Consider the following 25,106-nt stretch of genomic DNA (forward strand, 5'->3'; position numbering starts at 1 on the left):
CCCGAATGGCCGCGTCGGCCTGGTTGTCCGGGTTGTCTGCCTGCTCAGATCACGCAGCGGGCCGCGCGGTTGCGCAGCGCGCGGATCGCGCTGTACGCGGTCAACGCGGACGTCTTCGGGTTGTCGGGCAACGGCTTGCCGCTCATTTCGAGCGACATCTCGCCGAACGCGCCGCGCGCGGTGATGCGGTGCACGTTGCGTTCGACCGCCGGATCGGCGATCAGGCGCACGTGCGTCGCGTCGAGGCCGAGGCCCGCGAGCGCGACCGTCGCCGCGACGTTCGCGTTCTTCGGATACAGGCGCGCGGCGTCGCGCGCACTGCCTTCGAAGATCACCTTTTCCCCGGTCATCGCACGCAAGTCGCACACCTCCTCGGCAGGCGTGCCGAGCCAGCCGAGCGGCGGCTTGCGGCCGACGTACAGTACTTCGTCGAGGCCGCCCTGCTTCGCGGACGCCAGCGCGTCGATCCCGCCGATCGCGCCGGACAGCAGCGTCACCGTCGTGCCGCCCTCGTCGGCCGCCTGCGACAGCACGTCGAGCAGCGCGAGGTCGGACAACGCGCCGATCGATGCGACCGCGCAGTCGGTGCCGGCCTTCAGCAACGGCACGACGTGATCGACGAGCGCGCTGTGACCCGCGCATTCGAGCGCGAACTCGGGGCGGCGAGCCAGCGCGTCGACCGACGACACGACCTCCACCGCACCGCCGAGCTCGCGCTGCACCGCGTCGCGCTGATGCTCGGGCACGATCACGTGCGCGACGCGCAACGACGCATCGTGCTCGACCGCGTGATACACGGCGGCACCGATCGCGCCGAAGCCGATCATCGCGACGTCGACGGGCGCATGCCCGTGTCGCTGGCCGTTATGCATACTGGCGCTCCGACGGCGTCTCTTCCTTCTTCACCGGCGGGCCCGCGAACTGCGATGCGAACGAGCCGACCGACAGCATGTCGACTTCGACCATCACCGGCCCTTCCTTCGCGATCCCTTCGCGCACGATCGCTTCCGCCTGGTCGAGCGACGTGATCCGGTAGTGCGTGAGGCCGAAGCTCGCGCAGAACTGCGCGAAATCCGGCTGGTGCAGTTGCACGAAGCAGCGGCGGCCGCCGTAGTGCGCGTCCTGGATGTTGCGGATCACGCCGTAGCACTGGTCGTTCATCAGCACGATCATCACGTTCGCGTTTTCCTGCACGGCCGTCACGAGCTCGCCGACGTTGACCATCAGGCCGCCGTCGCCGACCAGGCAGACCGTCTTCGCCGCCGAGCCGGCCAGCGCCGCGCCGATGCCCATCTGGATGCCCTGGCCGATGCCGCCGCCGAGCGCATGCACGCCCGCGCGCGGTTCGAAGATCTTCAGCAGGCGGTTGCCCCACGTGCTGTTCGAGATCGTCACGTCGCGCACCCAGTTGTAGTCGCGGCCGACCGCGCCCTGCAGCGTGTCGACCAGCTGCTTGTACGGCCCGAGGCCTTCCGCCACGCTCGCGACGGCCGCTTCGCGCGCCGCCGCGAGATCGGCCGCGAACTGCGGATCGACCGACAGGCGGCCTTCGAGGCGGTCGGCCAGCTCGGCCAGCACGCGCTTCGAATCGCCGTGCACGAACAGCTCGTTGCGATAGCCGCGGTTGTCGGCGAGCGCGTCGGCGTCGACGCGGAACAGCGGCTGCGGCAACGCGAGCTTGTACTTCAGCGTCTCGTTGCCGCGCAGGCGCGAGCCGACCACGACGAGCGCGTCGCAGGTCTTGTAGAACGCTTCGACCGCCGAATGCACGTTGAACGCGCCGAGCGTCGCCGGGTGATCCTCGGGCAGCACGCCGCGGCCCTGCACGCTCGTCACGACGCCGAAGCCGAGCTTCACCAGGCGTTCGACTTCCGCACGCGCATGACGCGCGCCGCCGCCGAGCCACAGCAGCGGACGGCGCTTGGCCGCCAGCGCGTCGGCGAGCTTCGCGACGCGTGCGTCGTCGTGCTCGCGCACCGCGACGTGCGCCGGCGCGAGATCTTCCGGCCATTCGATTTCGGCGGCCTGGATGTCGATCGGGATCTCGACCGACACGGGGCCCGTCGGCGCCGTCTGCGCGATGCGCACGGCTTCGCGGATCGTCGGCAGCACGGTCTCGACCGTGCGCACGCGGAACGCGGCCTTCGAGATCGCATCGAGCATCGTGAGCTGGTCCGGCGCTTCGTGGATGTACGCCAGATCCTGGTCGAGGTACGGCGTCTCGATCTGCCCCGTGATGTGCAGCAGTGCCGTGCCGGCCGTCAGCGCCTCGACCATCGCGCCGGCCGCGTTGCCCGCCGCCGTGCCGGTGCTCGTGAACGCGACACCGAGGCCGCCCGACACGCGGGCCAGCCCGTCGGCCATGTTCACCGCGCCCGCTTCGCCGCGCGCGCCGACATACCGGATGTTGCCGCGCGAGTTGATCGCGTCGAGGATCGGCATGTTGTGGATCGAGATGACACCGAATGCGGTTTTGACGTCGCACTGCTCGAGAAAGGCGGCAATCAGCTCGCCAACCGTGGTTTTTTTAGACATGGCGTGCAAAGCCTCCAGAAACGTCGATATGGCTGCCCGTCGTGTAGGACGACAGATGCGTTGCGAGATAAAAAAGTGCCCAGGCTGCCTCGTCGGGCTTGCCGAAGCGGTTCAGCGGAATGTTCTTCTTGCGGGCGAGCGCGCCCGTCCAGTCCTCCCAGCTTTCGCCGGCCGACGCCTGCGCTTCGTACCGGCGGCGCCACTGCCCCGACTCCACGATGCCGATCAGGATCGAGTTCACGCGGATGCGCTGCGGCGCGAGTTCGGTCGCGAGCGACTTCACGAGGCTCAGCACGCCCGCCCGCGCCGACGACGTCGCGACCATGTGCGGCTCCGGCTGCAGCGCGAGCAGCGAATTCACGCAGGTGATCGTCGGCGCGGCCGCATCGCGCAGCAGCGGCAGGAACGCGCGCGTCGGGCGGATGATGCTGAAGTACTTCAGTTCGAGCTCTTCGCGCCATGCGTCGTCGGTCGTGTCGGCGAAAGTCGACACGCGGCCCTGGCCCGCGTTGTTGACCAGCATGTCGGCGCGGCCGAAGCGGTCGGACACCGCCTGCGCGAACGCGGCCACGTCGGCTTCGTCGAGCACGTTGCAGCGCACCGCGAGCAGCGGCGCGCCCGGATATTTCTCGCCGAGCATCGCCTCGGCGCGCGCGAGACGCTCGCCGTCGCGGCCGCAAATCGCGACCGACGCGCCGGCCTGCAGGAACCGTTCGGCAGTCGCGAGGCCGATGCCGGACGAACCGCCCGTCACCACCGCCACCTGCCCGGTCAGATCGATCTGAATCATCGCAGTCCTAAAGCCTTGAGAAACGTGTGCTCGTCATCCGAGCGGTAATTGAGCCGCCGCGACAGTTCCGCCGCCGCGCGCTGCACCTTGTCGATCAGGCCGTCGGCGATCAGCGCCGCGTCGATCTCCGGCCGCGGCACCGTCACCGTGATGCACGCGACGATCCTCTGCGTGTCGTTGCGCACCGGCGCCGTGACCACCGAGATGCCGCGCTCGAACGACGAATTGCTGACGCCATAGCCGCGCAGCGCATCTTCCCGGATCACTTCGTAGAGCGCGTCGACCGATTCCGGCGTCGCGCTCGTCATCCGGTTCAGCGTGCCTTCCGGATACAGCGCACGCAACTCCTTCAGCGACAGGTCGCCCATCAGCACGTGGCCATGGGTCGTCGCATGCGCGGGCAGCCGCGTGCCGACGTTCACGCGAATCGAGCTGAACACCGGCGACTGGCTCTGCGCCTTCGCGACGAACACCACGTCGCGGCCGTCGCGGATCACGATGTGCGTCGTGAAGCCGGTCGCATCGCGCAGGCTCTCGATCACCGGCAGGCCGAGATCGGTCAGCTCGAGCGAGCTCAGGTATTCGAAGCCGAGCCGCAGCACGGCGATGCCGAGCTTGTAGTTGCGATCCTTGTCCGCACGCTCGAGAAAGCCGAGCGATTCGAGCGTCTGCAGCAGACGGAACACCGTCGTGCGCGGAATACCGAGGCGCTTGGACAGTTCCGGCGCGCCGAGCACCGGCTCGCGCGGCGAGAATTCGGCGAGGATCCGCAAACCGCGTTCGAGGCCCGGCACCACGTAGTTGGCCTCGGACTTCGCGGTGTCCGCATCCTGTTGTTGCAACGGTTCGCTCATGATGCCTCCGGTCGGGCCGCCCCAGGGGCACGTTGAAATGCATGTCGGGATTGGGCGGGCTGCGCGCCCCCAAGCGAACGAATGTGAGCGTGGAGGTAGTTCATTCCAGCCCCTGTTGACGGTCGCATTGACGGCAGAACGTATCGATCAGCGACGAATACACGGCCGGCGCTTCCACGTAGCCCGCATGACCGGCCTGCGGAATCACCTGCAGCCCGACGTGCGCGGCAGCGGCGATCCGCTCGCAGGCAGCCGGCGGCGTGATCGCGTCGTTCGCGCCGACCGCCACCGCCGTGCGGCCGCGAAAGCCGGCGAGATCGGACGCGAGATCGGCGTTCGCGAGCAGATGCGTGGCCTGCGCATAGCCGGCCGGAACGATGCGCGCCATGTTCCAGCGCACCCATGCACGCGCATCCTCGCTCGCGAAACCCGACAGCATGTTGCCGCTGCGCTGTTCGGCGAGCCCGGCCGGGCCGAGTTCGTCGAGCATCGCGAGGCGTGCATCGCGGCGCGTGTCGCGCGTTTCCGCGGGCGCGCTGCCGTAACCGCCCGCGGGCGAGATCAGCAGCAGGCCGGCGATCCGCGCGGGCATCACGCGGGCCAACCCGCCCGCGACGATCGCGCCGAGCGAATGCCCGACCAGCACGCAGCGTTCGATGCCGAGTGCCTCGAGCCACGCGTTCAGCGACGCCGCGTAATCGGCGGCCGCCGGCGACGCGCCGTGCACGGGTGTCGACACGCCGTAGCCGGGCGCATCCCAAGCGAGCACGCGGCGCGACGAGCCGAGCGAGTCGAGCTGGCACACCCACGATGCGGCGCCCGAGCCGATCCCGTGCAGCAGCACGACGGGCAGCGCGCGGCCCGCATGCTGCGCGCCGGCCTCCCGATAACCGATCGTGCCCGCCGCACCGGCCGCGCAGCGCTGTTCGGGAAACTGCCCGAGCAGCGCGGCGAACGCCGCGGTGCGGTCGCGTTCACGTTTGTCGATGACACGCATTGCTTGCTCCGCCCCGTCTCAGCGCTTGATCTTCGCGAGCGGCGAATCCGGCGGATACGTCGGCGTGATGGGCTTCGGCGAACCGAGCATCACGCACATCAGCGCGTCTTCCTCGCCGATGTTGATTTCCGTGCGGTACACGCCCGGCGGCACCGAGATCAGGTCGCGCTCGCCGAGGATCGCTTCCCAGGTCTCGCCGTCGCGCTCGCAGATCACCTTCATCTTGCCGCGCAGCACGAAGAAGATTTCTTCCACGTCGATATGGATGTGGCTCGGGCCGATGTTGCCGGCCGGAATGACCATCGTCGAGAACGTGAAGTTGCCGGCCGGCACCGTGTTGACGTCCTTCGCGACGCCCGTGCCGCCCGTGCCGACGTAGCGCATCTGCGCACGGCGGTACTTCGGGTCGTAGTCGGCCTGGAACTTCAGTGCGTCCCAGTCGTAGCGCCGCGTCGCGTAGCGCGCGACGCGCCCTTCCATCCAGTCGTTGAAGCTTGCGCCTTCCGGCTGGTCCCACGACTTGCGTTCGAGATCGGCGTCCGCCATCGTCCTCTCCTTCATCAGAGTGAAAACTTCAAATCAATTCATTACGAAGCCGCCGTTTACCGGCAGCAATTGACCCGTCACGAAGCGCGCGCCGTCCGACAGCAGGAACAGCACGGGGCCCGTCACGTCCTCGGGCACCTGCGCGCGCGTCAGCGCGCGGCCCTGCATGTAGAACGCGTGGCGTTCCGCCGGCACGTAGGCCGTCGCCTCGACTTCGGTGAGCCCCGGCGCGATCGCGTTGACCGTCACGCCGTGCGCACCGAACTCGCGCGCCTGCGCATGCGTCATCGCGATCACGGCGCCCTTGCTGGCGACGTACGCGAGCAGCTTCGGCGCGCCCCACAGCGCGGTGTCCGATGCGAGGTTCACGATCGCGCCGCGGCCCGATTGCGCGAGGTATGGCAGCGCCGCATTGCTCACGAGCCAGACGCCGCGCACGTTCACGTTCATCACGGCATCCCAGGTCGACACGTCGAGCTCCGTCGACAGCTTGCCGCCCGAGTTCGTGATCGCCGCGTTGTTGATCAGTGCGTCGATGCCGCCGAGCGCCGCCGCGCCCTGCGCGACGAAAGCCGTGACGCTCGCCGGATCGGCCAGGTCGAGCGTGAAGAAATGCGCGGTGTGGCCGGCTTGCGTGAGCTGCGCGGCCAGCGCGCGGCCCTCTTCGGCGAGCACGTCGCCGAACGCGACCTGCGCGCCCGCTTCGACGAGCGCCTTCACGAACGCGGCACCGAGACCGCGCGCGCCGCCCGTGACGAGCACGCGGCGCCCCGGCAGCGACACGACCGGAGCGAACTCAGCCATTCGCGGGCTCCGCCGCGGCGTGCGCCGCGCGATGCGCGTCGAGCGCGGACAGGTGTTCCTGCGCGCGCTGGCGCAGCATCCGGCGCACGCGCGTGATGCCGACGTCGTGCTGGTACAGGTATTCGTGATCGCGCGCGTGCGGCGCGAGGCTTTCGAGAACGTAGCGGTCCTGCTCGAGCACGTCCCAGTGCAGGCCCTCGAGGCGGTTGCGGTACATGAAGCGCCACACGTCGCGCTGCCAGCCGCTGACCTTGCGCGTACGCCAGAAGTAGACCTGGCAGTTGTCGCCGTCGACCGGCGTCGCGAAGCCGATGATCCCGAAGTTGCCGCCCGGGCCGAACTTCTGCTTGTACGGAATCGCGAGGCGCATCCACAGGCAGCCGGTTTCGCCGAGCTCGACCCAGTCGAAGTTCACGTCGCGCTGGCCGATCTTCTCGAACATCAGGCCCGTTTCCGTCTTGCGCACACGCATGTCGGCCTGCTTGTCGCCTTCGGCCATCGAGTGCGACGTCGCGTGCAGGTACGCGCCGTGCATCGGGTCCATCACGTTGTCGATCGCGTACTGGTAATTGCACTTCCAGTTCGACACGCACAGGAAGTGCGCGTATTCGTCGGCGACCAGTTCTTCCGGCAGGTTCAGCGGCGCCGGCTCGCCGTGCGCTTCGTCGCCGAACCACAGGAAGATCGCGCCGGCCTTCTCTTCGACCGGATACGACTTCACGCACTTCGTGCCTTCGAGCGGACAGTTCGATACGGCCGGCACGCGGTTGACCGTGCCGCCGCCGTCGACTTCGATGCCGTGATACCAGCACGCGATGCTGCCGCCGAGGTTCCATCCGAGCGACAGGCGCGCGCCGCGGTGCGGGCAACGGTCTTCGAGCGCATGGACTTTGCCTTCGTGATCGCGCCACAGCACGATCTGCTCGGACAGGCGCGTGAGGCCAACGGGCGCATTCGACACCTGCCAGCTGGGCGCAACGGGATACCAGTAGTTCTTGATGCCGCGGTCGAGGTAGTCGCGGACCGGGTCGTGTTGTGTTTCGTGTTGTGCGGGGGACGTCATCAGTGTGCTCCGGATGCGGTTGTCGGGTCGGCGCTCAGGCGTGCGGCGCGGTCGGTGCGCTCATTCCGCGAGCGAGGCCATTTCGGCGCGGAAGCGCTCGGGCGTCCACGCCGTGCCGTCCGGCGCGCGGAAGCCGATGCGGTTCAGGCCCGCGACGACCTCGTCCAGCTCGGTCGCGCCGCTCTCGAACACGCGTTCGAGCGCATCGCCCAGATCGTTCTCGTACTGCGTCGGCTCGGCCTTGCGGTTTTGCCAGATGCGGTTCTCGACCTGGCCCGGGATCTCGATCTGCCCCTTGCCGGCGACGTTGTTCGGCTGCGGCGCCACCCACGGCTTCAGGAACGGATTGAAGTTGACGGTCGCTTCTTTCATCGGTTACTCCACCTTGATCTGGATTTCCTCGCCTGCCAGGCGCACCGCGTACTGCTTCAGCGCGCGCCCGCCCGGGCCCTTCAGGCATTCGCCCGTCTTGATGTCGAACACGGCCTCGTGCAGCGGACATTCGACCGTGCCTTCGTCGACGAACCCCTGCGTCAGCAGCGCGTAGGCATGCGGGCACACGTTCTCGAGCGCATACACCTCGTCGCCGACGCGGTAGATCCCGATTTCGACGCCGTCGGTCCGCTTGAACTCGATCGGCGTGTCTTCCGACAGCGCGCCGGCGTGCCCGGCACAAACCCATTGTTCAGACATCTCACACCCTTCCTTCTGATCGACTCTCGGTTCGTCCCGGGTTTGTTCCATACCCGGAACAGCAGTTTATGGATGGTGATTATAGAAGTGACTTCCCACGAGTAAAACAAAAAGCTGCATGTCCTAGGGAAAACACCGACCGCCGGGTCGACGATCGCCGCCACTCGTCTTGAAAAAGGTGATTTTTTGTTTTGTGGCGGGGATTTAAGTCCTTTTTCAGGACGCTCGGTCCCGTGTTGCGGATCGTCACCACCCGCATCCGGCCCGATAAATTTATTTTTGATCCGGCGCGCGACACCTCTATACTTCATTCCATCAGAGGCACATTGTTCCTTATATGGAACATTAAAAATGCCCGCCCGGTGGTGAAGAACGCGCGACGGCCGGCCGTCCCCCGCGCCCGCCGCCACGGCACGTTTCTCATCAGGTTTGGAGAGTCAGGAGATCAAATGGTCAAGCAAGCGGTAGCAGCAGCAATCATCGGAATGGGCGCGATGTCGGGCGCCTGGGCACAAAGCAGCGTGGTGCTGTACGGCAGCCTGGATGCCGGCGTCGCCTATGTGAACAACGTCGGCGGCCACGCGAAGTGGGCGATGATCCAGGGCAACACGCAACCCGACCGGTGGGGCCTGAAAGGCAAGGAAGACCTCGGCAGCGGCCTGTCGGCGATCTTCCAGCTCGAAAACGGCTTCTATACGAACAACGGCCAGTTCGCGACCGCGAACACGATCTGGAACCGCGCGGCCTTCGTCGGCCTCAGCTCCGACCGCTACGGCACGCTGACGCTCGGCCGCCAGACGCCGCTGACGTTCGACTATCTCGATCCGCTCAGCACCGCGTATCTCGCGCTGAGCTGGTATGCGTTCCATCCGGGCAACATCGACGGGCTCGCCGCGACCGGCAACGTGCCGTACAACAACGCGGTCAAGTACCGTTCGCCGAGCTTCGCCGGCTTCTCGGCCGCGGCGGCGATGGCGCTCGGCAACACGACGAACTTCTCGACCGGCAAGTCGGTCGGGGTCGCGCTGAACTACGCGAACGGGCCGTTCAAGGCATCGGCCGTCTACTCGAACGAGCACGACCGCTCGATTCTGATCAGCCAGACGGGTATCACGTCGTTCCAGGGGCAGAACACCGCGACCGGCTACATCGCGAACAAGGTCGAGAACATCGGCGCGGGCGCGTCCTACCAGATCGGCGACTTCCTCGTGCACGGCCTCTATACGCGCGTGAAGATGCAGTCGAACGGGTTTTCCGACACGTTCCAGAGCTACGACGCGGGCGTGAACTACCGCAGCAGCGCGTTCAACACGATCGCGGGCGGCGCGGCGACCACGACGCTGGCCGGCCGCCGCTGGACGCAGGTCGAGCTCGGCGACATCTATGCGCTGTCGAAGCGCACGCAGCTGTATGCGAACGTGCTGTACGAGCACGGTTCGGGCGGCGCGAAGGCCGCGTTCTTCACGGCCGGCGCGTCGAGCACCGCGAACCAGGTGATCGTGCTGACCGGCATCCATCACTCGTTCTGAGCGGCGGCGGGCGGATGCGCCCGACGGCGGAAAAGAAAAGAGCAGCCCGGGGGCTGCTCTTTTTTTGGCTACTTGCGACAGGCTACTGACGAAGCCGCGCGACGCGGCTCATGCCGCGAATCAGAACATCGCGACGCGATGGCGCGCGTGCGCGAACGTCGGGTCGCTTTCGAGCGGCCGGTAGTTCAGCCGCTGCGACAGGTCGACCGCCGCGCCGCATACCGCTTCGACGAGCCGCTCCTTCTCGCCGGCCTCGCCGATTTCCGAGCGCGGCACCGTCGCGGTGATCGCCGCGACGATTGCGCCCGAATGATCGCGCACGGGTGCCGTCACGGCCGAGATGCCGCTCTCGAACGCGGCTTCGCTGACCGCGTAGCCGAGCCGCGCGTAATGACGCACACGCTCGTACAACTCGTCCACCGTGCCCGGCGTGCGCTCGGTGAACTGTTCGAGCCGCTTCTCCGGATACAGCTGGCGCAGCGCGTCGCGCGTGAGGTCGCCCATCAGCACATGGCCGTGCACGGTCGCGTGCGCGGGCAGCCGCGTGCCGACGTGCACCTTCACCGAACCGAACATCGACGTGTTGCTCTGCGCCTTCGCGACGAACACGACATCGCGCTGGTCGCGGATCAGCAGGTGCGTCGACAGGCCGGTCGCATCGCGCAATCGTTCGAGCACGGGCGTGCCGAGATCGGTCAGTTCCAGCGAATTCAGGTATTCGAAGCCGAGCCGCAGCACGCCGACGCCGAGCCGGAAATAGCGGTCGCCGTTCACGCGCTCGAGAAAGCCGAGCGCTTCGAGCGTCTGCAGCAGGCGGAAGGTGGTCGTGCGCGGAATGCCGATGCGCTTTGACAGCTCGGGCGCGCCGAGCACCGGCTCGCGCGCGGAGAATTCGGCGAGGATCCGCAGCCCGCGCTCGAGGCCCGGCACCAGATACGACGACGCGCCGCCCGACGGTTCGTCGTCGCCCGCGCCCTGCTTCGACGCATCGTGGTCGACGTCGTCGCCGGCTGTCGCGCGCGGCGCACTTGCCGGCTTCGCCGGCGGTTTCGATGCGCCGCTCATCGTTGGATTGATCCTGTGCACATGGACGGAATGGAAGCGTTCACGAATGACCCGCAATGCTTGATTATGGAATTTCGACCGGACCGGATCAACACGATCCGGCGCAGGCGGCCGATGGCCCGGCGCGCCCGATCGCGTAGCCGGACTCATATAGCCTGATGCGATCGAAAGGATAACAGCGATAGACAGGACTGCCCATCGGAACGTCGCCTTAGGCAAGGCGGGCCGCCGGCCCTGCTCATCCGCGATCGGGATGCCTCACGTGCGGTACCGGCCGGCACGATCACGGCCGATGTGCGACTAGAAAACGAAAGGGGGAAGAAACGCGAGGAAACAAACGACCGCACCGATCCGCGAGCGGGATCGGCGCGACGCGACGTCAGGCCGTCACGGCAGCGTCGTACTCGGCACGGGCGAGCTGGCCAGCGGCGTATGCGTCGGCTTCACCGCGAAAGCCGTCCGTGCTGAATGCGACGACTTTCACACCGACACCCGACGCCCGCTTCACCGTCAGCGCCCATTGCCATCCGCCGTCTTGTTCGAAGACGTGCAGCGAGGGTTCGAGGGATGAGTCCAGTACGGTCACGGGTTTTATGCTCCTGCACTGCGCATCACGTCGGCGACGCGTCAGGCATGTCGAAAAAATGCGCCGGCGTCCGGCGCGTTTCAGCCATTCGACAGTCTAGTCAATAAATGTTGCGACGCACCATCAGGGCTTACACCTGCCTATCAGAACCGGGCGGTCAATCAAAACCACCTGAAACCCTTATGGGACGGGCCTCGCAGGCCGGTTCAAGCCGCCCCGGACACCTGAGTGCGGCAACGTGCCGCATCGACGGCGGCTAGCTTCGCCCGGATGAAAAACGGGGTGCGACCGGCACGCGTGCGCCGGACCATCACCTACGTCGGCCCGTGGCGTCCGCCGGTCGGCATCTCCGGCCGCTACCGGCCGCTTCCCGCCGACACCACCCGCCGGAACGTCAGGTTGACGCGCTCACCCTGCACGGCCGGCGCCTTCGGCACGCGGTGCTGCCATTCGGCCTGCGTGCGGCCGCGCATCACGAGCAGGCTGCCGTGTGTCAGCCGGTACGCGTGCACGACGCCGGTCGCACGATGACGCAGGTCGAACACGCGCATCGCGCCGAGGCTCACCGACGCGATCACCGGCGCGTCGCCGAGCTCCGGCTCGTTGTCGGCATGCCAGCCGAGACTGTCCTGCCCGTTGCGATAGCGATTGAGCAGCACACTGTTGAATCGCGCGCCGCAGGTCGCCTCGACCGCGCGCTTCAGGTCGAGCACGGCCGGCGTCCACGGCGCGGGCACGTTGCGGATCCCCGAATACACGTAGACGGCGTCGGGCTCGCCCTGCCACGCGGTGAGCCGCGGCAGCGGAATGCGACCGCGCGGCGTGCGGATCGTGTCCTGCCGCCACGCGACCTCGTCGATCAGCGCGGCCAGCACGCGATCGGCGTCGGCCGGCGCGAGCCAGTCCGGGTACCAGTCCACGTCGGGCACGGGCGAATCGGCGAAAAGATCGGGCGTCGACATGTCGCGATCAGGCAGCAAATGAACGGTGCGGGGAAACCACGTCTGCATGGTAGCCAACGGCGACGCGCGACGCCATGCGCTGTCATTCCGGCGCGCTAGCGGCCGCGGGTCAACCGGATCAGCGTGATCTCGGACGGCACGCCGAAGCGGTTCGGCGGCCCCCAGTAGCCGGTGCCGCGGCTGGTATAGAGCCACATCGTGCCGAACCGGTTCAGCCCGCCGATCACGGGCTGCTGCAGGCGCACGAACGGCGGCCACGGCAGGAACTGCCCGCCGTGCGTATGGCCGGACAGCTGCACGGTGAAACCGGCGCGGCTCGCCGCTTCCGCGCTGCGCGGCTGGTGCGCGAGCAGGATCTTCGTGGCGACGTCGTGCGGCGCGCCCGCCAGCGCCTGCTCGGGATCGCTGCGATGCGCGGGATCGAACCCGCCCGCCGTGAAATCGGTGACGCCGGCGAGCACCGCGCGCGCGCCGTCGTGTTCGATCAGCACGTGTTCGTTGAGCAGCACCGTCAACCCGATCCGCCTGAACTCGTCGATCCATGCGTGCGCGCCGGCGTAGTACTCGTGGTTGCCCGTCACGAGGAAGCTGCCGTGCCGCGACTGCATGCGGCCGAGCGGCGCCGTGTGCTCGCGCAGCCGCTTGACCGAGCCGTCGACCACGTCGCCCGTCACGACGACGAGATCGGCCTCGAGCGCATTGACCGCGCGCACGATCCGCTCGATATACGGGCGCTTGATCGTCGGCCCGACGTGAATGTCCGAAAGTTGCACGATCGTCAGCCCGTCGAGCGCGGCCGGCAGCCCGTCGACCGGAATCGACACGCGCTTGACCGCCGCCGTGCGGCGCGCGCCGACGAATCCGAGCGCGCTGACCAGCACCGCGCCCGCCAGCACGCCGAGCGCCGTGTCGGATGCCGCGCCGCTCCAGGCGCCGTCATGCCCCAGATGCCGCCATGCGACGACGCCGAGCAGCACCGGCTCGCGCAGGAACGTCAGCACCAGCAGCGACGAAAAGAAGCCCATCGCGATCGAACCGGCCCAGCCGGCCAGCGTCGCGGCCCAGCCTTCGTCGAAGCGGCGCGAGAACATGCCGACCGGAATCAGCACGACGAAGCTCGCCAGCATCAGCGCCGCGATCGTGCGCGCGAGCGGCGACGCGAAGGCGTCGGGAATGATCCGCAGCCCGACATACAAATGGAACACCACGCCGATCGCAATGAACCGGACAAAGAAACTTCGCATGGAACACTCTTCCTCGTTGCGGTACCGCTTCCGCGCCGCGCATCGGACTGGACCGTGCCGTCAAGCCTCTTCACGCGTCGCGCTCTTCGCACGATGGTACACAGATACCGGCCGGCACGACCGGTCACGGCCACGGCGGACGCACCGCGCGGCCCGAACGCGGATTCATCCGCGACTGCGCGTCAATTCCGCATTCGGCTCGCCGATTCCCGCTTCATCGGCAGACAAACGGCATCGGCCCGGTTTCGTCTGACGATCCTTTACAGTCCGTCAGCAACCCTGCCAGTGCATGCGCTGGCAGAATCGCGAACCGCCATCGATCGCACCGAAGCGCCCACCGGGCAGCCCCGTGCGTGCGGCAGGCACGCCGGGCATCGCTGGCGGTCCGCATCGCGCTGATTTATGATCGGCTCCGTATCGCGGAATCGTCGTCGCGGCGACGAACCGCCTTGCGCCGCGCCCGGCTCCCCCCCAACGTCGAGCTCGTCACACCATGAGAAAAACAACGCCGCGCGCCCCCCTGCGCGTCGCCGCCGTCCTCGCGCCCGCCCTGCCGCTCGCGGGCTGCACGTCGCGCGGCGCACCGTCGTACGTCCTGTTCGGCGCGTATTTCCCGCTCTGGCTCGTCAGCGCGATCGTCGGCATCGTCGGCGCGATCGTCGCGCACCGCGTGTTCGTCGCGACCGGCTGGGCCGCCACGGTGCCCTACCAGCTCGCCGTCTGCACCGCGATCGGGCTCGTGGTCGCCGTGATCGTGTGGCTCACCGGCACGGGGCCGTTCGCATGAAGGCCGCCGGCACCGCCCGCCCGTCCACGAAAGGCCGCGTGATCGCGCTGGCGATCGTCGCGCTCGGCATCGCCGCGCTCGCATACGCGTACCACCGCACGACGGCCTACCCGTCCACCGACGACGCGTCGATCGACGCGGACGTCGTGCACGTCGCATCGCCCGTCGGCGGCCGCATCGTGCAGCTTGCCGTGCACGAGAACCAGCGCGTTGCAAAAGGCGACCTGCTGTATCAGATCGATCCGGTGCCGTACCGGCTGACGGTCGCGCAGGCGCAGGCCGACCTCGAACTCGCGCGCGCGTCGCTCGACACGCGCCGCCGGTCGCTGATCGGCGAGCGCTCGAACGCAGCCGTCGCCGCCGAGCAGGTCAAGCGCGCGTCGCAGAATCACGATCTCGCGACGCGCGACGTGAACCGGCTCGCGCCGCTCGCGGCGCAGGGCTACGTCAGCGCACAGCAGTTCGACCAGGCGAAGGTCCGGCAGCGCGACGCGGCCGTGTCGCTCGCGCAGGCGCAGGAACAACAGCGAGCGTCCGCGCAGACGATCGGCGACGACGCCGATGCGATCGCCACGCTCCATGCACGCGAAGCCGCACTCGCCCGCGCGCAGCACGCGCTCGACGACACGGTGGTGCGCGCGCCGCACGACGGGCTCGTGACGGGCCTGACCGTGCTTGCCGGCGAAACCCTCGCGCCGAACCAGTCGATCTTCACGCTGATCGATGCGAGCGAATGGTTCGCCGTCGGCAATTTCCGCGAAACGTCGTTGAACCGCATCACGGTCGGCGACTGCGCGACCGTCTATTCGATGATCGACCGCAGCCGGCCGCTGACGGGCAAGGTCGTCGGCATCGGCGCAGGCATCGCGGACAGCGACCGCATCAACCTGCCGCGCGCACTGCCGATCGTGCAGCGCTCGGTGAACTGGGTACATGTCGCGCAGCGCTTCCCGGTGCGTGTGAAGCTCGACGAACCCGACGGCAAGCTCGTGCGCGTCGGCGCGAGCGCGATCGTCGAGGTCCGGCATGGCTCAGCCTGCCGCTGAGGTCCGCGCCCCCGGCCCGCGCGAAGTCCTGCGACTGCTCGCGCCGTTTCCGGGGCGCGCCGCGATGGCCGCGCGGGTCGCACTGATCTGCGCGCTCGTCGTGCTCGTGACGAGCGGCTACGGCACGCCGGAAGCCGCGATCTCCGCGTACGTCGTGTTCTTCCTGAACCGCGCCGACCGCGTGACGAGCGTCGTGCTCGCGGTCGCGATGCTGCTGCTCATCACGCTCGTGATCGCGCTCGTGATCGGCGTCGCGATCTTCAGCATCGACTATTCGGTGCTGCGCGTCGCGTGCATGGCCGTGCTGTCGGCCGGGTTGCTGTACCTCACGTCGGCGAGCAAGCTGCGCCCGGTCGGCGCGATCCTCGCGATGATCGTCGGCTTCGGGCTCGACCAGCTCGGCCTCGCGCCGGTCGGCGAAGCCGCGACGCGTGCGCTGCTCTACGCATGGCTGATGGTCGCGATTCCGGTCGGCGTCGCGATCGTCGTCAACCTGCTGATCGCGCCTTCGCCGCGCAAGCTCGCGCTCGCGCAGCTCGCGAAACGGCTGCGGCTCGCCGCGCAGCGGCTGCGCGGCGACGAGGATGCGCGCACGGCCTTCGACGCGAGCCTGCGCGAAGGCGACAAGCAGCTCCTCACGTGGCTCAAGCTGTCGACGCTCGAAGGGTCGACGCCCGCCGCCGACGCACCCGCGATACGGCAAGCCATCGCGTCGAGCACCGCGCTGCTCGTCGCGGTCGCGCTCGCCGACCGCGAACCGGACGCGCGGCTGCCCGCCGCGTTCGCGCAACCGGCTGCGGCGACACTCGACGAGATGGCCGGCATCCTCGAGCAAGGCGGTTATCCGGTCGACGTGACGCTGGGGCTGCCGCCGGCCGATACGCTGCCGCCGCTCGCGCGCGTCGTCGCAACCGATCTGCACACGGCCATCACGCAGTTCGCCGAGCCGGCCACACCTGCTGAATCGACTGCAGCGACTGCACCGGCCGCATCGGCCGCATCTGCCGCACCGACGGAGGCTCCGCCCGACGCATCGGCTGCAACCGCCAACGCCAACGCACCCGCCGCGCCGCGCGGCGGCTTCTTCCTGCCGGACGCCCGCACCAACCCCGACCACATCCGCTACGCGCTGAAGACGACCGTCGCGGCGATGTTCTGCTACCTGCTGTACTCGCAGCTCGACTGGTCGGGCATCCATACCTGCTTCATCACCTGCTACATGGTGTCGCTCGGCTCGACGGCCGAAACGGTCGAGAAGCTCACGCTGCGGATCGCCGGCTGCATCGTCGGCGCGCTGATCGGCACCGCGGCGCTCGTGTTCGTCGTGCCGGCGCTGTCGTCGATCGGCGAGCTGATGGCGCTCGTGTTCGTCGGCGCGTGGCTGTCCGCGTGGGTCGCGTTCGGTTCGCCGCGCATTGCGTACGCTGGCTTCCAGGTCGCGTTCGCGTTCTTCCTGTGCGTGATCCAGGGCGCGGGCCCCGGCTTCGACCTGACGCTCGCGCGCGATCGCACGATCGGCATCCTGCTCGGCAACGTCGTCGTGTATCTCGTGTTCACGCGCATCTGGCCCGTCAGCATCGGCAAGCAGATCGACGTCGCGTTCGCGGCGCTGCTCGATCAATGGCGCCGTATCGCGCAGGTCGTGCAGCCGGCCGAACGCCGCACGCTCGCCGCCGAAGCGTTCGCGCGCCACGGCGCGATCGCGCAGGAGCTCGGCCTGATCCACTACGAACCGTCGTGGGTGCGGCCGGCCGCCACGTGGCTCGCCACCCGGCGACGCGCGCTCGCGGAACTCGGCGCGCTCGAAGGCCCGCTGTTCCTGCTCGCCGACCGCACGCCGGGCGATGCGGCGATCGGCGCGCACCTCGCGCGCGTGGTCGAACTGCGCGACGACGCCCCGACCGCCGACGCCGCTTCGGCGCCGCCGTCGTCGACGGCAGGCGCGGCAGCCGAGCCGGCCCCGCCGCCGGCCGCCACCTCCACCGACCCTGCACGCGACGCGCTGCTGAACCTGATCGACACGCGGCTCGCGCACATCGCCGACGCCGCGCGCCCAGACACCCCGAAGGAGCCTGCCCCTCATGCGCGTCCCTGAACCGCCGGCCGCATCGATCGCCGCCGCCGCGCTCGCGACCGCCATCGCGCTGACCGGTTGCGCCACGTCGTCGGTCGATCTCGCGCCGCAGGCCCCCGACCGCCCGTGGCAGCCGCAAACGTCGGCCGCCGGCGACATCGTGCCGGCGCCACCGCTTGCATCCGCGCAGCGTGCGCCGCACGACTACACGCTGCCGGCCTCGCCCGCGCTCGCATCGGTGTCGCCGCCGGCCGCGCTCGATGCCGCGCATCCGTACACGCTGCCCGAGCTGATCGATCTCGCCGAATCGACGAACCCGCTGACCCGCATCGCGTGGAACGACGCGCGCAACGCGGCGCTCGCGGTCGGCATCGCGAAGGCCGCATACCTGCCGAACCTGTCCGCGACCGCGATGGGCGCGTACCAGGCGAGTCACGGCTCGACGTCGACGATCCTCGGCGACTCGTCGAGCAATACGACCGTGCACGGCACGATCTCGGCGCTGTCGCTGCAATGGCTGCTGTTCGATTTCGGCGGCCGCGCGGCGCGCGTCGAGGCGGCCGAACAGGCGTCGGTCGCGTCGAACGTCGCGTTCACGGCCGTGCATCAGCAGGTGATCCACGACGTGACCGTCGCGTATTACCGTTACGAAGCCGCCCGCTCGCGCGCGGTCAGCGCGCAGCAGGGCCTGGCGAACGCGGACGCGATTCTCGCGGCGTCGCGCGCACGGCTCAGGCAAGGCGTCGGCACCGTCGTCGAACTCGCGCAGGCGACGCAGAATCGCGCACAGGCGAACCTCGCGCTGGTCCAGGCGAACGGCACGGAAAGCGACGGCTACCTCGCGCTGGTTTCCGCGCTCGGCATCTCGCCGCTGTCGAAACCGTCGATCGCCGCGCTGCCCAGGCGAGCGCTGCCGCCTGCGCTCGCGTCGTCGGTCGACGCGATCGTGTCGGACGCGATCGCGCGCCGCCCCGACCTGCAGGGCGCCTATGCGCTCGAGCAGGCCAACCGCGCGAAGATCAAGGCCGCTCAAGCCGCTTTCATGCCGAAGATCTTCCTGTCAGCGTCGACGTCCTACGCCAGCGGCGGCACGGCGATCACCGCGCTGCCCGCGATCGGCGACCAGGCCCCGACCGTGAACCTGAACGGCAGCCACTACGGCGGCGGCGTGTTCCTCGGGGTGACGATTCCGCTGTACGACGGCGGCCTGCGCTCGGCGGTGCTGATGCAGGCGCGCAACGATGCGCAGAGCGCATCCGCGCGCCTCACGCGGACCAAGGAGGAAGCCGTCCGCCAGGTCGTCGCCGCGCAGAACGCGGTGCAGACGAGCCTCGCGTCGCACGACGCGGCGAAGGCGCTCGTCGATGCCGCGCAGACGAGCTACGACGCGGCGCTGACCGCGTACCGCAACGGCGTCGGCTCGGTCACCGATGCGACGATCGCGCAAAGCCAGCTGCTCGCGGCCCGCAACGCGGAGGTCGACAGCTACGCCGGCGCGCTGTCGGCCGCCGCCGCGCTCGCGCTCGCGACGGGGACGATCGGCGCGTGGCAGTCACCGTCGCAGTGACCACCGGCCGTTCGCGGCCGTTCGCGGCCGGCCGCCAGACGGGTTGACGCCTGCGCGCGCGGCCCACTAGAATGCCGCCCATTCTTCCTTCAGGAACCATCGTGGACAGTTGCAGCACTCCGTTGCGTGCGCCGCTTGCCGCCTGAACGCCTGTCCGACGCAGTTCTCCTGCCGCGGCTCGCGTTCCGCGAGCCCGCACGCCATCCGTTTCACATTGAATGACGCATCCGCGCGGTACAGTACCGCGCGATGACGGCCATCGTGCCGCGTTCGGCTTCGCGCCGCCGCGCCGCGGGCCGGCATGCGCACTTGGCACGGCAGGACCATCATGACTCTCGATTTCGCACTCCGTCTTTTCACTGCGTTCGCCTGCGGCGTCGCGATCGGCCTCGAACGCCAGATGCGGCAACGCACGGCGGGGCTGCGCACGATCACGCTCGTCGCGAGCGGCGCCTGCCTGTTCGTCACGCTCGGCGTGCTGACCGGCAACGGCGTGGCCGGCGTCACGCAGATCGCCGCTTACGTCGTGTCGGGCGTCGGCTTTCTCGGCGGCGGCGTGATCATGCGCGACAAGGGTTCGATCCAGGGCATCAACACGGCCGCGACGCTGTGGTGCTCGGCCGCCGTCGGCGTGCTGGCCGGGTCCGGCCACTACGTGCCGGCCCTGGCCGGCACGGGCGTCGTGCTGCTCACCAACACGGTGCTGCGCGGCGTCAGCCAGGCGATCAACGCGACACCCGTGTCGAATGCCGACCTCGTTCGCGAATACCAGATCACCGTGATCTGCCTCGCCGCCGACGAAGTGCACATCCGCACGCTGCTGTCGAATGCGATGTATGCGAAACCGCTGTCGTTCCAGAGCCTGACGAGCGAGGACGTGCCCGAGCAGCCGGACCGGCTGAAGGTGACCGCGACGCTGAAGCTGCATCCGAAGGATCAGCAGAAGCTCGAGCAGATCGCGAGCCGGATGAGCATGGAGAAGAGCATTTCCAGCGTGAGCTGGACCGCGAAGGAAGCGGAGCCGATGATGGAGTGAGCGCAAAGGCGGCCGGCTCGGCACGACCGCCCCGCCGCCAGTTTTGCGTCAGGGCGTATCGATGAGCCCGGCCGAGATCGCCTTGACCACCGCCTGGACCTTGTTGGTCGCGGCGAGCTTCTCGAGGATGTTGTTCACGTGGAAGTTGACCGTGCGCTCCGAGATGCTGAGGATCTGGCCGATCTCGCACGCGGTCTTCCCTTCGGCCGTCCAGCACAGCACCTCGCGCTCGCGCGCGGTCAGCGTGACGCTCGCCTCGGGCGACAGCTTCGGCACCATGAAGCGGCTCATCAGCGAATGCGACAGGTTCGCGAGCCAGTTGGTCTGCAGCGTCAGCATGTTGATCTCGGCCGGCGTGAGCCGGTCCGCATGACGCGCGATGCTCAGCAGCCCGAACGCGCCGCGCGCCGCCCAGCTCGACTGCGCGACGCCCACCGACAGCCCGTGGTCGCGCGCGTCCCGCCAAAGCGGACACGGATCGATCCGGTCGACGTCCGGCCAGACGATCATGTTGGTGCTGAGCGCGCCGTCACGCACCGTCGAGTCGATCTCGATGTAGTTCTGCGCCTGGTAGTGGGCCATCCAGCCGTCCGGATAGGTATCGAAGATCGCGACGGCCGGCTTCGACACGGGCAACGGCACGCGAATGCCGTAACAGCAATATTCGAAGCCGAGGCGTTTAGAATAAGCGGCGATCCGCTGGAAGAGCTGCTGCTCGTCTTCCGCGGCGCTGAATTGTTGGTAGGCATCCTGCCAGCGCAGTTCCATTCATTCTCCGACAACGTTACGCTGTCATACCTGTCAGGTGCCAGCGCCGGTTCGGGGCTGATACATTCCGCGCATGACTTCACCTTTGTTGCACCCGGTCCGCGGCCCGTCTCCGGACGGCTACGTGCGCCTGTCCGAAAGCGCGCTGGCCGCGCTCGCGCTCGACCATGTCGCGAGCGGCCTCGATGCATCGCTGCTCGCGGAGCTGCGCGACAGCGCCGTCGACGCGCGTCTGGCCGGCTACACCGAATGGCACCGCCCGGCCAGTGCCGGCCTCGCGTACCTGACGGTCGGCTGGGACTGGTATCTCGAGCGCGCGACGGGCACGTTCGCGATCGCGGGCGGCGACGTCCGCAGCAACATCATGGCCGTCGACGCCACCGGCGCCGACCTCGGCATGTTCCGCACCGCCGCCGTGCTGGCCGCGCGGCTCGCACACATCGATTGGCCGGCCGCGGTTGCGTCGGCATTGCTCGGTCGCAACGACGTCTATCATGCCGGTCCCGTGCTCCAGTGACAACCGGCCGCACTTTCGTCTGACATTTCCGCAAGACTGGCGCTCTTTATAAGCAAAAGCCGCCGGTATTTCAATCCCGCCGATCAAGAAACCGTTACCACCGGTCGAATGGTGTCGGCGCGGCCTCACCCTGTAAGAGTTACCAGTTACCGCCTCCTCGGGACGCGCGATGTAATGCGGGCATACCAAAGTACCGATCCGAGGACACCATGCGGACCTTCGTTCACGATGAAGGGCGGTTACCACACGAACTTGCAGCGGATCTCGGGCGCTATCGGCGCCATGTGTTCGTCGAACAGCTCGGTTGGGCGCTCCCGTCGGCGAACGAATGTTTCGAGCGCGACCAGTTCGATCGCGACGATACCGTCTACGTGTTCGCGAGAAACGCCGGCGGCGAAGTGTGCGGATGTGCGCGCCTGTTGCCGACCACCCGCCCGTATCTGCTGAAGTCGTTGTTCGCCGACCTGATCGCCGCGGACGTCGCACTGCCGCAATCGGCTGCCGTCTGGGAGCTGTCGCGGTTCGCGGCGACCGGCGACGACGAAGGCGGTCCCGGCAATGCCGAGTGGGCCGTCCGCCCGATGCTCGCCGCGGTCGTCGAATGCGCGGCGCAACGGGGCGCGCGGCAGCTGATCGGCGTGACGTTCGCGAGCATGGAGCGGCTGTTCCGCCGGATCGGCGTGCACGCGCACCGGGCAGGTCCCCCGAAACAGGTGGACGGTCGTCTGGTTGTCGCGTGCTGGATCGACATCGATCCGCAAACGTTTGCCGCACTAGGAATCGAGCCGGGACGGGCTGCCCGGCAAGCCATCGCCGCCTGAGCCGGAACGCGCGTAGTCCGGCCGGGCGGCATCGTAACGAAGGAGAACCACCGTGGACCAGTCTCAGGTCTTTCGCGCGATGATGCCCGGGTTGACGGGCGCCGGCGGCGCCCGCGTCGCAGTCGCCTACCCGACGTTTGCGCGGCCGCTGCCGCTCGTGCGGCTCGATCGCCGCGGGCTCGTGTTCCGGGCCGCCGGCGCCGCGCCGCTCGTGTGCGGGCTCCCGCGCACGGCGACGCTGCTGGTAGCGGACGAGCCGCTCTGCTCGCTGCGCCTCGTGATCCGCGACGTCGCCGCTGTCGGCGAGGGCCGGCGCGACCTGACGATGCAGCCGTCCGGTGCCGCCGGCGACGAACTGCTGTGGCACGCACTGCGCGACCGCAAACCGTACCGGCAGACCGGGCAGCCGCTTGCGCCCGTCGATGCGACCATCGCGCCGAACGGCGAGCCGCAGGCCGCCGGCGGCGGCGCGCAGCGTCCGTCGCGTAGTGCGGCGTTCCGTCTGCGCTGCCATAGCGACGCGCTATTCTTTGCCGACTGGCTCGAATATCACTTCGACGAGCTGCGCGCGCTGTCGCAGCGTCACGGGCCGCAACTGCAGCTCAATCAGCTGCAACGGCAAGTCGCCGACGACGAGGTGGGCGTGCGCTTCGTCTACGACATCGACGGACACGCGACGCGGCATGCGCTGACCGACTGCGCGCGCGAGGCCTGCGCGTGGATCGAGACGGAAATGCGCAACAAGTACGCGGTGCCGGTTGCGCAGGAGCGGTTCGGCGCGTTTGCCGCGCACGCGCGGGCAGGCTCAATGTAGGACCGGCGGCGACTCCGCGGATACGCGACGGTGCGGCGGCTGTTCGGCACGACACGGTGGAACGCCCGCGACAGCTGGATGGCGTGCAGCACCAGCCTGGTCAGAAAAGCCGGCGGCGCTGCGTTGCACAATTGCAACTAGGGCTTGCCATCCCTCGGGTTTTCCCTTAAAGTTACATCCGTCTCCTCCATGTCTCCAAACATGGATTCAGCCCGCTCCAGTAGCGGGCTTTTTCTTGTCTGCGATAATTTATCAGGGACACATCAAAGCCCCCCCCCCCTGCCAGCAGCGCGCCCGCGCCTGCCCGGCGGCATCGACAAATCGCCCCCCCTAGCCGACATCGTCATGCACGCCCACCTGCGCATCGCGCGCCCCGTCGCCGACCTCGCCAGAACCGAGCACATGTACCGCGACGCATTCGAGCCAGCAGTGCTCGCGCGCTTCGACGATCACGACGGTTTCTCCGGCGTGATACTGGGACGCGAAGGACTCGATTACCACTTTGAATTCACGCACTGTCCGGCGCATCCGGTCGCCCCGTCGCCGCCCCGAAGACCTGATCGTCTTCTATCTTCCCGACCGCCCGGCATGGGAAGCCGCGTACGCACGCGCAGTCGCGCACGGCTTCATGCGGGCGACATCGTTCAATCCATATTGGAATGCGTCAGGACAGACGTTCGAGGACGCCGACGGCTACCGCATCGTGCTGCAGAACGCGAGGCGGCATTAACGGCCGCGTGCCCGGGGCGCGTTACGCGCCGACGTAGTCATCCGGACGAACGGGAGTTGCGTGCGCGACAAACACCACATGCGGTCGCAGCGCATGCCCCGGCGGCAACGCAGGATGCTCGAAATCGCGCATCGGTTGCCGCGCCATCCCGAGTTGCTGCGCAACACGCTGCGATCGCTGGTTGGCAGCAGCCGTCCATGCAAAGATCTCGCCGAGCCCCACGCGGCCGAACCCGTCGACCAATACCGCAGCGGCCGCTTCCGCGACATGGCCATGCCCCCACGATGTGCGGGCCTGGCGCCACATGATCTCGACGCACGGCGCCATCGGATGCTCGTCACGAACTTCACGCGACAACCCGCAGAGCCCGATCAGCGCGCCATCCGCACGGCGCTCGATCGCCCACACACCGAAACCGTGCGCGTCGAAATGCGCTTCGAAGCGTGCGATGACGGCCTCCGCCTCATCGAAGGACATCGGGCCACGCGCCAGCCACGCGGTCACATCGGGATCCGCGTGCATCGCAACCAGCGCACCGGCATCGCCCGGCCGCCAGCGACGCAACGTCAAACGTTCGGTTTCTATCTTCAATGGCGGATCAACCGTGATCGGGAGGTGCAGAAGGCATGGGGTGCGTCGGGCCGCGTACACCGTTCTCGTAACGCAGGAGCGAGCTCGAAGGCGAAGCGGAGGGACGAAGCAATCGCGCTCGTCAGCTGCGCCGGCAACCAGCGGCGACAGTCGCGAGAACCGGCGACGGGAATCGAATGCAGCGGGACGCATCGTCCCGTCCGGCGTTCACGGAATGAGCGCGACGCCCGATCGGGCGCCCACGCGTCGAACGCGATTACTCGTTCTCTTCGAAGTAATGCATCGGCCTTATCTAACAATACTTCTATCGACTGACTTACGCCAAAACCTACGCCGACTCACATCGTCAGCTTTTAGCACCTTGTGTCGCGCTTACACAACAGACGACCGACAGTCGGAAGTATCCCTGCACAAGGAGATAAGCAGTCGTGAAGCAAGTGTGCTCGCGCCGCCCAATACCCGCTCGATTGTCAATCGAGTGGCTGGAGCTCTGTGGGGACGGCGTTTCCGCCGAGTCACGCTGCGTCGATACCGCCAGCCGTGCTCGAACGTGTAGTCGCAAGCGACCCATTCGAAGTAGGTCTTGAGCGCCTGAATCAGCGACACGTGCGACGGATGTGGCAGATAGCGCTCCAATCACCTAGGCAGGGGTGACCGGCCGCAAGAAGCATTCACGCCGCATAACCA

26 protein-coding genes and 1 pseudogene are annotated in these 25,106 nt (G+C 68.2%); 10 read left to right on the forward strand and 17 right to left on the reverse strand.

Annotated elements, in window-relative coordinates; all coding sequences use genetic code 11:
* Window positions 1-44: 44 nt before the first annotated feature.
* The 10 genes from DIE12_RS12505 to DIE12_RS12550 all read right to left on the reverse strand — a co-directional run bounded on the left by DIE12_RS12505 (window position 45) and on the right by DIE12_RS12550 (window position 8,282).
* Window positions 45-872 carry an aspartate dehydrogenase gene (locus DIE12_RS12505; RefSeq protein ID WP_124520783.1) on the reverse strand — a complete coding sequence of 276 codons (828 nt, stop codon included), beginning with the start codon at window positions 870-872 and terminating at the stop codon, window positions 45-47.
* Window positions 865-2,535 (reverse strand): thiamine pyrophosphate-binding protein, encoded by a 1,671-nt coding sequence (locus DIE12_RS12510; protein ID WP_124488177.1) that lies wholly within the window; start codon window positions 2,533-2,535, stop codon window positions 865-867. The genes DIE12_RS12505 and DIE12_RS12510 overlap by 8 nt, the downstream gene beginning before the upstream one ends.
* The gene (locus DIE12_RS12515; protein ID WP_124520785.1) at window positions 2,528-3,325 is read right to left on the reverse strand and encodes an SDR family oxidoreductase; all 798 of its coding nucleotides are present in this window, start codon (window positions 3,323-3,325) and stop codon (window positions 2,528-2,530) included. The genes DIE12_RS12510 and DIE12_RS12515 overlap by 8 nt, the downstream gene beginning before the upstream one ends.
* Window positions 3,322-4,179, reverse strand: coding sequence for an IclR family transcriptional regulator (locus DIE12_RS12520; RefSeq protein ID WP_124520787.1), 858 nt, complete (start codon window positions 4,177-4,179; stop codon window positions 3,322-3,324). The genes DIE12_RS12515 and DIE12_RS12520 overlap by 4 nt, the downstream gene beginning before the upstream one ends.
* A gap of 100 nt (window positions 4,180-4,279) precedes the next feature.
* Entirely contained in the window at window positions 4,280-5,176 is an 897-nt protein-coding gene (locus DIE12_RS12525) for an alpha/beta fold hydrolase (RefSeq protein ID WP_124520789.1), read from the reverse strand.
* An 18-nt stretch (window positions 5,177-5,194) separates the two neighbouring features.
* The gene (locus DIE12_RS12530; protein ID WP_034180369.1) at window positions 5,195-5,722 is read right to left on the reverse strand and encodes a cupin domain-containing protein; all 528 of its coding nucleotides are present in this window, start codon (window positions 5,720-5,722) and stop codon (window positions 5,195-5,197) included.
* Between the two features lie 33 nt (window positions 5,723-5,755).
* Window positions 5,756-6,526, reverse strand: a complete 771-nt coding sequence (locus tag DIE12_RS12535) for an SDR family oxidoreductase (protein WP_124520791.1) — start codon at window positions 6,524-6,526, stop codon at window positions 5,756-5,758.
* Window positions 6,519-7,589 carry an aromatic ring-hydroxylating dioxygenase subunit alpha gene (locus DIE12_RS12540; protein ID WP_124488182.1) on the reverse strand — a complete coding sequence of 357 codons (1,071 nt, stop codon included), beginning with the start codon at window positions 7,587-7,589 and terminating at the stop codon, window positions 6,519-6,521. Before DIE12_RS12540 ends, DIE12_RS12535 begins: the two co-directional genes overlap by 8 nt.
* Window positions 7,590-7,649: 60 nt before the next feature.
* Window positions 7,650-7,961: a recombinase-like helix-turn-helix domain-containing protein gene (locus DIE12_RS12545; RefSeq protein WP_044843171.1), complete on the reverse strand. Its 312-nt coding sequence runs from the start codon at window positions 7,959-7,961 to the stop codon at window positions 7,650-7,652.
* 3 nt (window positions 7,962-7,964) lie between these two features.
* Window positions 7,965-8,282, reverse strand: a complete 318-nt coding sequence (locus DIE12_RS12550; RefSeq protein WP_006758060.1) for a non-heme iron oxygenase ferredoxin subunit — start codon at window positions 8,280-8,282, stop codon at window positions 7,965-7,967.
* 449 nt (window positions 8,283-8,731) lie between these two features.
* Between DIE12_RS12550 and DIE12_RS12555 the strand changes: the two genes are divergently transcribed.
* On the forward strand, window positions 8,732-9,811 hold the full coding sequence (locus DIE12_RS12555) for a porin (protein WP_124520793.1): 1,080 nt from the start codon (window positions 8,732-8,734) through the stop codon (window positions 9,809-9,811).
* Window positions 9,812-9,931: 120 nt separating this feature from the next.
* On the opposite strand, the gene DIE12_RS12560 is transcribed toward DIE12_RS12555, so the two are convergent.
* The 4 genes from DIE12_RS12560 to DIE12_RS12575 form a co-directional block, all read right to left on the reverse strand.
* The gene (locus DIE12_RS12560) at window positions 9,932-10,876 is read right to left on the reverse strand and encodes an IclR family transcriptional regulator (protein ID WP_124488184.1); all 945 of its coding nucleotides are present in this window, start codon (window positions 10,874-10,876) and stop codon (window positions 9,932-9,934) included.
* A gap of 379 nt (window positions 10,877-11,255) precedes the next feature.
* On the reverse strand, window positions 11,256-11,462 hold the full coding sequence (locus tag DIE12_RS12565) for a hypothetical protein (protein ID WP_044843168.1): 207 nt from the start codon (window positions 11,460-11,462) through the stop codon (window positions 11,256-11,258).
* A gap of 356 nt (window positions 11,463-11,818) precedes the next feature.
* On the reverse strand, window positions 11,819-12,424 hold the full coding sequence (locus DIE12_RS12570) for an alpha-ketoglutarate-dependent dioxygenase AlkB (protein ID WP_044843167.1): 606 nt from the start codon (window positions 12,422-12,424) through the stop codon (window positions 11,819-11,821).
* Between the two features lie 95 nt (window positions 12,425-12,519).
* Window positions 12,520-13,668 (reverse strand): metallophosphoesterase, encoded by a 1,149-nt coding sequence (locus DIE12_RS12575; RefSeq protein WP_124520795.1) that lies wholly within the window; start codon window positions 13,666-13,668, stop codon window positions 12,520-12,522.
* A gap of 493 nt (window positions 13,669-14,161) precedes the next feature.
* Between DIE12_RS12575 and DIE12_RS12580 the strand changes: the two genes are divergently transcribed.
* From DIE12_RS12580 to DIE12_RS12605, 5 genes are all read left to right on the forward strand, one after another.
* Entirely contained in the window at window positions 14,162-14,455 is a 294-nt protein-coding gene (locus DIE12_RS12580; RefSeq protein WP_124488186.1) for a hypothetical protein, read from the forward strand.
* On the forward strand, window positions 14,452-15,501 hold the full coding sequence (mdtN, locus tag DIE12_RS12585) for a multidrug transporter subunit MdtN (RefSeq protein ID WP_124488187.1): 1,050 nt from the start codon (window positions 14,452-14,454) through the stop codon (window positions 15,499-15,501). Before DIE12_RS12580 ends, mdtN begins: the two co-directional genes overlap by 4 nt.
* A complete protein-coding gene (locus DIE12_RS12590; RefSeq protein WP_124520797.1) occupies window positions 15,482-17,596 on the forward strand; it encodes an FUSC family protein in 2,115 nt (704 codons plus the stop codon). The genes mdtN and DIE12_RS12590 overlap by 20 nt, the downstream gene beginning before the upstream one ends.
* Window positions 17,583-19,142, forward strand: coding sequence for a TolC family protein (locus DIE12_RS12595; protein WP_124520799.1), 1,560 nt, complete (start codon window positions 17,583-17,585; stop codon window positions 19,140-19,142). The genes DIE12_RS12590 and DIE12_RS12595 overlap by 14 nt, the downstream gene beginning before the upstream one ends.
* Before the next feature lie 328 nt (window positions 19,143-19,470).
* Entirely contained in the window at window positions 19,471-20,178 is a 708-nt protein-coding gene (locus DIE12_RS12605) for an MgtC/SapB family protein (protein WP_044843160.1), read from the forward strand.
* Between the two features lie 48 nt (window positions 20,179-20,226).
* Here the strand turns inward: DIE12_RS12605 and DIE12_RS12610 are convergent, their stop codons facing one another.
* Complete coding sequence (locus DIE12_RS12610) at window positions 20,227-20,946, reverse strand: autoinducer binding domain-containing protein (protein ID WP_124488191.1); 720 nt, start codon at window positions 20,944-20,946, stop codon at window positions 20,227-20,229.
* A gap of 73 nt (window positions 20,947-21,019) precedes the next feature.
* Between DIE12_RS12610 and DIE12_RS12615 the strand changes: the two genes are divergently transcribed.
* From DIE12_RS12615 to DIE12_RS12625, 3 genes are all read left to right on the forward strand, one after another.
* Window positions 21,020-21,463, forward strand: coding sequence for a DUF4902 domain-containing protein (locus DIE12_RS12615; RefSeq protein ID WP_044843158.1), 444 nt, complete (start codon window positions 21,020-21,022; stop codon window positions 21,461-21,463).
* Window positions 21,464-21,672: 209 nt separating this feature from the next.
* Entirely contained in the window at window positions 21,673-22,284 is a 612-nt protein-coding gene (locus DIE12_RS12620) for an acyl-homoserine-lactone synthase (RefSeq protein WP_124488193.1), read from the forward strand.
* Window positions 22,285-22,336: 52 nt separating this feature from the next.
* Window positions 22,337-23,098: a hypothetical protein gene (locus tag DIE12_RS12625; protein WP_185500294.1), complete on the forward strand. Its 762-nt coding sequence runs from the start codon at window positions 22,337-22,339 to the stop codon at window positions 23,096-23,098.
* A gap of 330 nt (window positions 23,099-23,428) precedes the next feature.
* Here DIE12_RS12625 and DIE12_RS38615 read toward each other — a convergent pair whose 3' ends face one another.
* Window positions 23,429-23,551, reverse strand: coding sequence for a hypothetical protein (locus DIE12_RS38615; RefSeq protein ID WP_260427875.1), 123 nt, complete (start codon window positions 23,549-23,551; stop codon window positions 23,429-23,431).
* Between DIE12_RS38615 and DIE12_RS38940 the strand changes: the two are divergent.
* A pseudogene (locus DIE12_RS38940) lies at window positions 23,501-23,828 on the forward strand (VOC family protein). The gene DIE12_RS38615 and the pseudogene DIE12_RS38940 sit on opposite strands and share 51 nt — an antisense overlap.
* Window positions 23,829-23,849: 21 nt before the next feature.
* On the opposite strand, the gene DIE12_RS12635 reads toward DIE12_RS38940, so the two are convergent.
* Window positions 23,850-24,479 carry a GNAT family N-acetyltransferase gene (locus DIE12_RS12635; protein WP_260427876.1) on the reverse strand — a complete coding sequence of 210 codons (630 nt, stop codon included), beginning with the start codon at window positions 24,477-24,479 and terminating at the stop codon, window positions 23,850-23,852.
* Window positions 24,480-25,106: the final 627 nt, after the last annotated feature.

The organism is Burkholderia sp. Bp9015, assembly GCF_003853505.1.
Lineage (GTDB): Bacteria > Pseudomonadota > Gammaproteobacteria > Burkholderiales > Burkholderiaceae > Burkholderia.

Coding starts and splice junctions, on each gene's coding strand:
- DIE12_RS12535 (WP_124520791.1), bottom strand. CDS start 6,526: ATGGCTGAGTTCGCTCCGGTCGTGTCGCTGCCGGGGCGCCGCGTGCTC.
- mdtN (WP_124488187.1), top strand. CDS start 14,452: ATGAAGGCCGCCGGCACCGCCCGCCCGTCCACGAAAGGCCGCGTGATC.
- DIE12_RS12555 (WP_124520793.1), top strand. CDS start 8,732: ATGGTCAAGCAAGCGGTAGCAGCAGCAATCATCGGAATGGGCGCGATG.
- DIE12_RS12560 (WP_124488184.1), bottom strand. CDS start 10,876: ATGAGCGGCGCATCGAAACCGCCGGCGAAGCCGGCAAGTGCGCCGCGC.
- DIE12_RS12505 (WP_124520783.1), bottom strand. CDS start 872: ATGCATAACGGCCAGCGACACGGGCATGCGCCCGTCGACGTCGCGATG.
- DIE12_RS12595 (WP_124520799.1), top strand. CDS start 17,583: ATGCGCGTCCCTGAACCGCCGGCCGCATCGATCGCCGCCGCCGCGCTC.
- DIE12_RS12540 (WP_124488182.1), bottom strand. CDS start 7,589: ATGACGTCCCCCGCACAACACGAAACACAACACGACCCGGTCCGCGAC.
- DIE12_RS12515 (WP_124520785.1), bottom strand. CDS start 3,325: ATGATTCAGATCGATCTGACCGGGCAGGTGGCGGTGGTGACGGGCGGT.
- DIE12_RS12615 (WP_044843158.1), top strand. CDS start 21,020: ATGACTTCACCTTTGTTGCACCCGGTCCGCGGCCCGTCTCCGGACGGC.
- DIE12_RS12590 (WP_124520797.1), top strand. CDS start 15,482: ATGGCTCAGCCTGCCGCTGAGGTCCGCGCCCCCGGCCCGCGCGAAGTC.
- DIE12_RS12525 (WP_124520789.1), bottom strand. CDS start 5,176: ATGCGTGTCATCGACAAACGTGAACGCGACCGCACCGCGGCGTTCGCC.
- DIE12_RS12610 (WP_124488191.1), bottom strand. CDS start 20,946: ATGGAACTGCGCTGGCAGGATGCCTACCAACAATTCAGCGCCGCGGAA.
- DIE12_RS12510 (WP_124488177.1), bottom strand. CDS start 2,535: ATGTCTAAAAAAACCACGGTTGGCGAGCTGATTGCCGCCTTTCTCGAG.
- DIE12_RS12580 (WP_124488186.1), top strand. CDS start 14,162: ATGAGAAAAACAACGCCGCGCGCCCCCCTGCGCGTCGCCGCCGTCCTC.
- DIE12_RS12520 (WP_124520787.1), bottom strand. CDS start 4,179: ATGAGCGAACCGTTGCAACAACAGGATGCGGACACCGCGAAGTCCGAG.
- DIE12_RS12575 (WP_124520795.1), bottom strand. CDS start 13,668: ATGCGAAGTTTCTTTGTCCGGTTCATTGCGATCGGCGTGGTGTTCCAT.
- DIE12_RS12550 (WP_006758060.1), bottom strand. CDS start 8,282: ATGTCTGAACAATGGGTTTGTGCCGGGCACGCCGGCGCGCTGTCGGAA.
- DIE12_RS12605 (WP_044843160.1), top strand. CDS start 19,471: ATGACTCTCGATTTCGCACTCCGTCTTTTCACTGCGTTCGCCTGCGGC.
- DIE12_RS12620 (WP_124488193.1), top strand. CDS start 21,673: ATGCGGACCTTCGTTCACGATGAAGGGCGGTTACCACACGAACTTGCA.
- DIE12_RS12570 (WP_044843167.1), bottom strand. CDS start 12,424: ATGTCGACGCCCGATCTTTTCGCCGATTCGCCCGTGCCCGACGTGGAC.
- DIE12_RS12530 (WP_034180369.1), bottom strand. CDS start 5,722: ATGGCGGACGCCGATCTCGAACGCAAGTCGTGGGACCAGCCGGAAGGC.
- DIE12_RS12545 (WP_044843171.1), bottom strand. CDS start 7,961: ATGAAAGAAGCGACCGTCAACTTCAATCCGTTCCTGAAGCCGTGGGTG.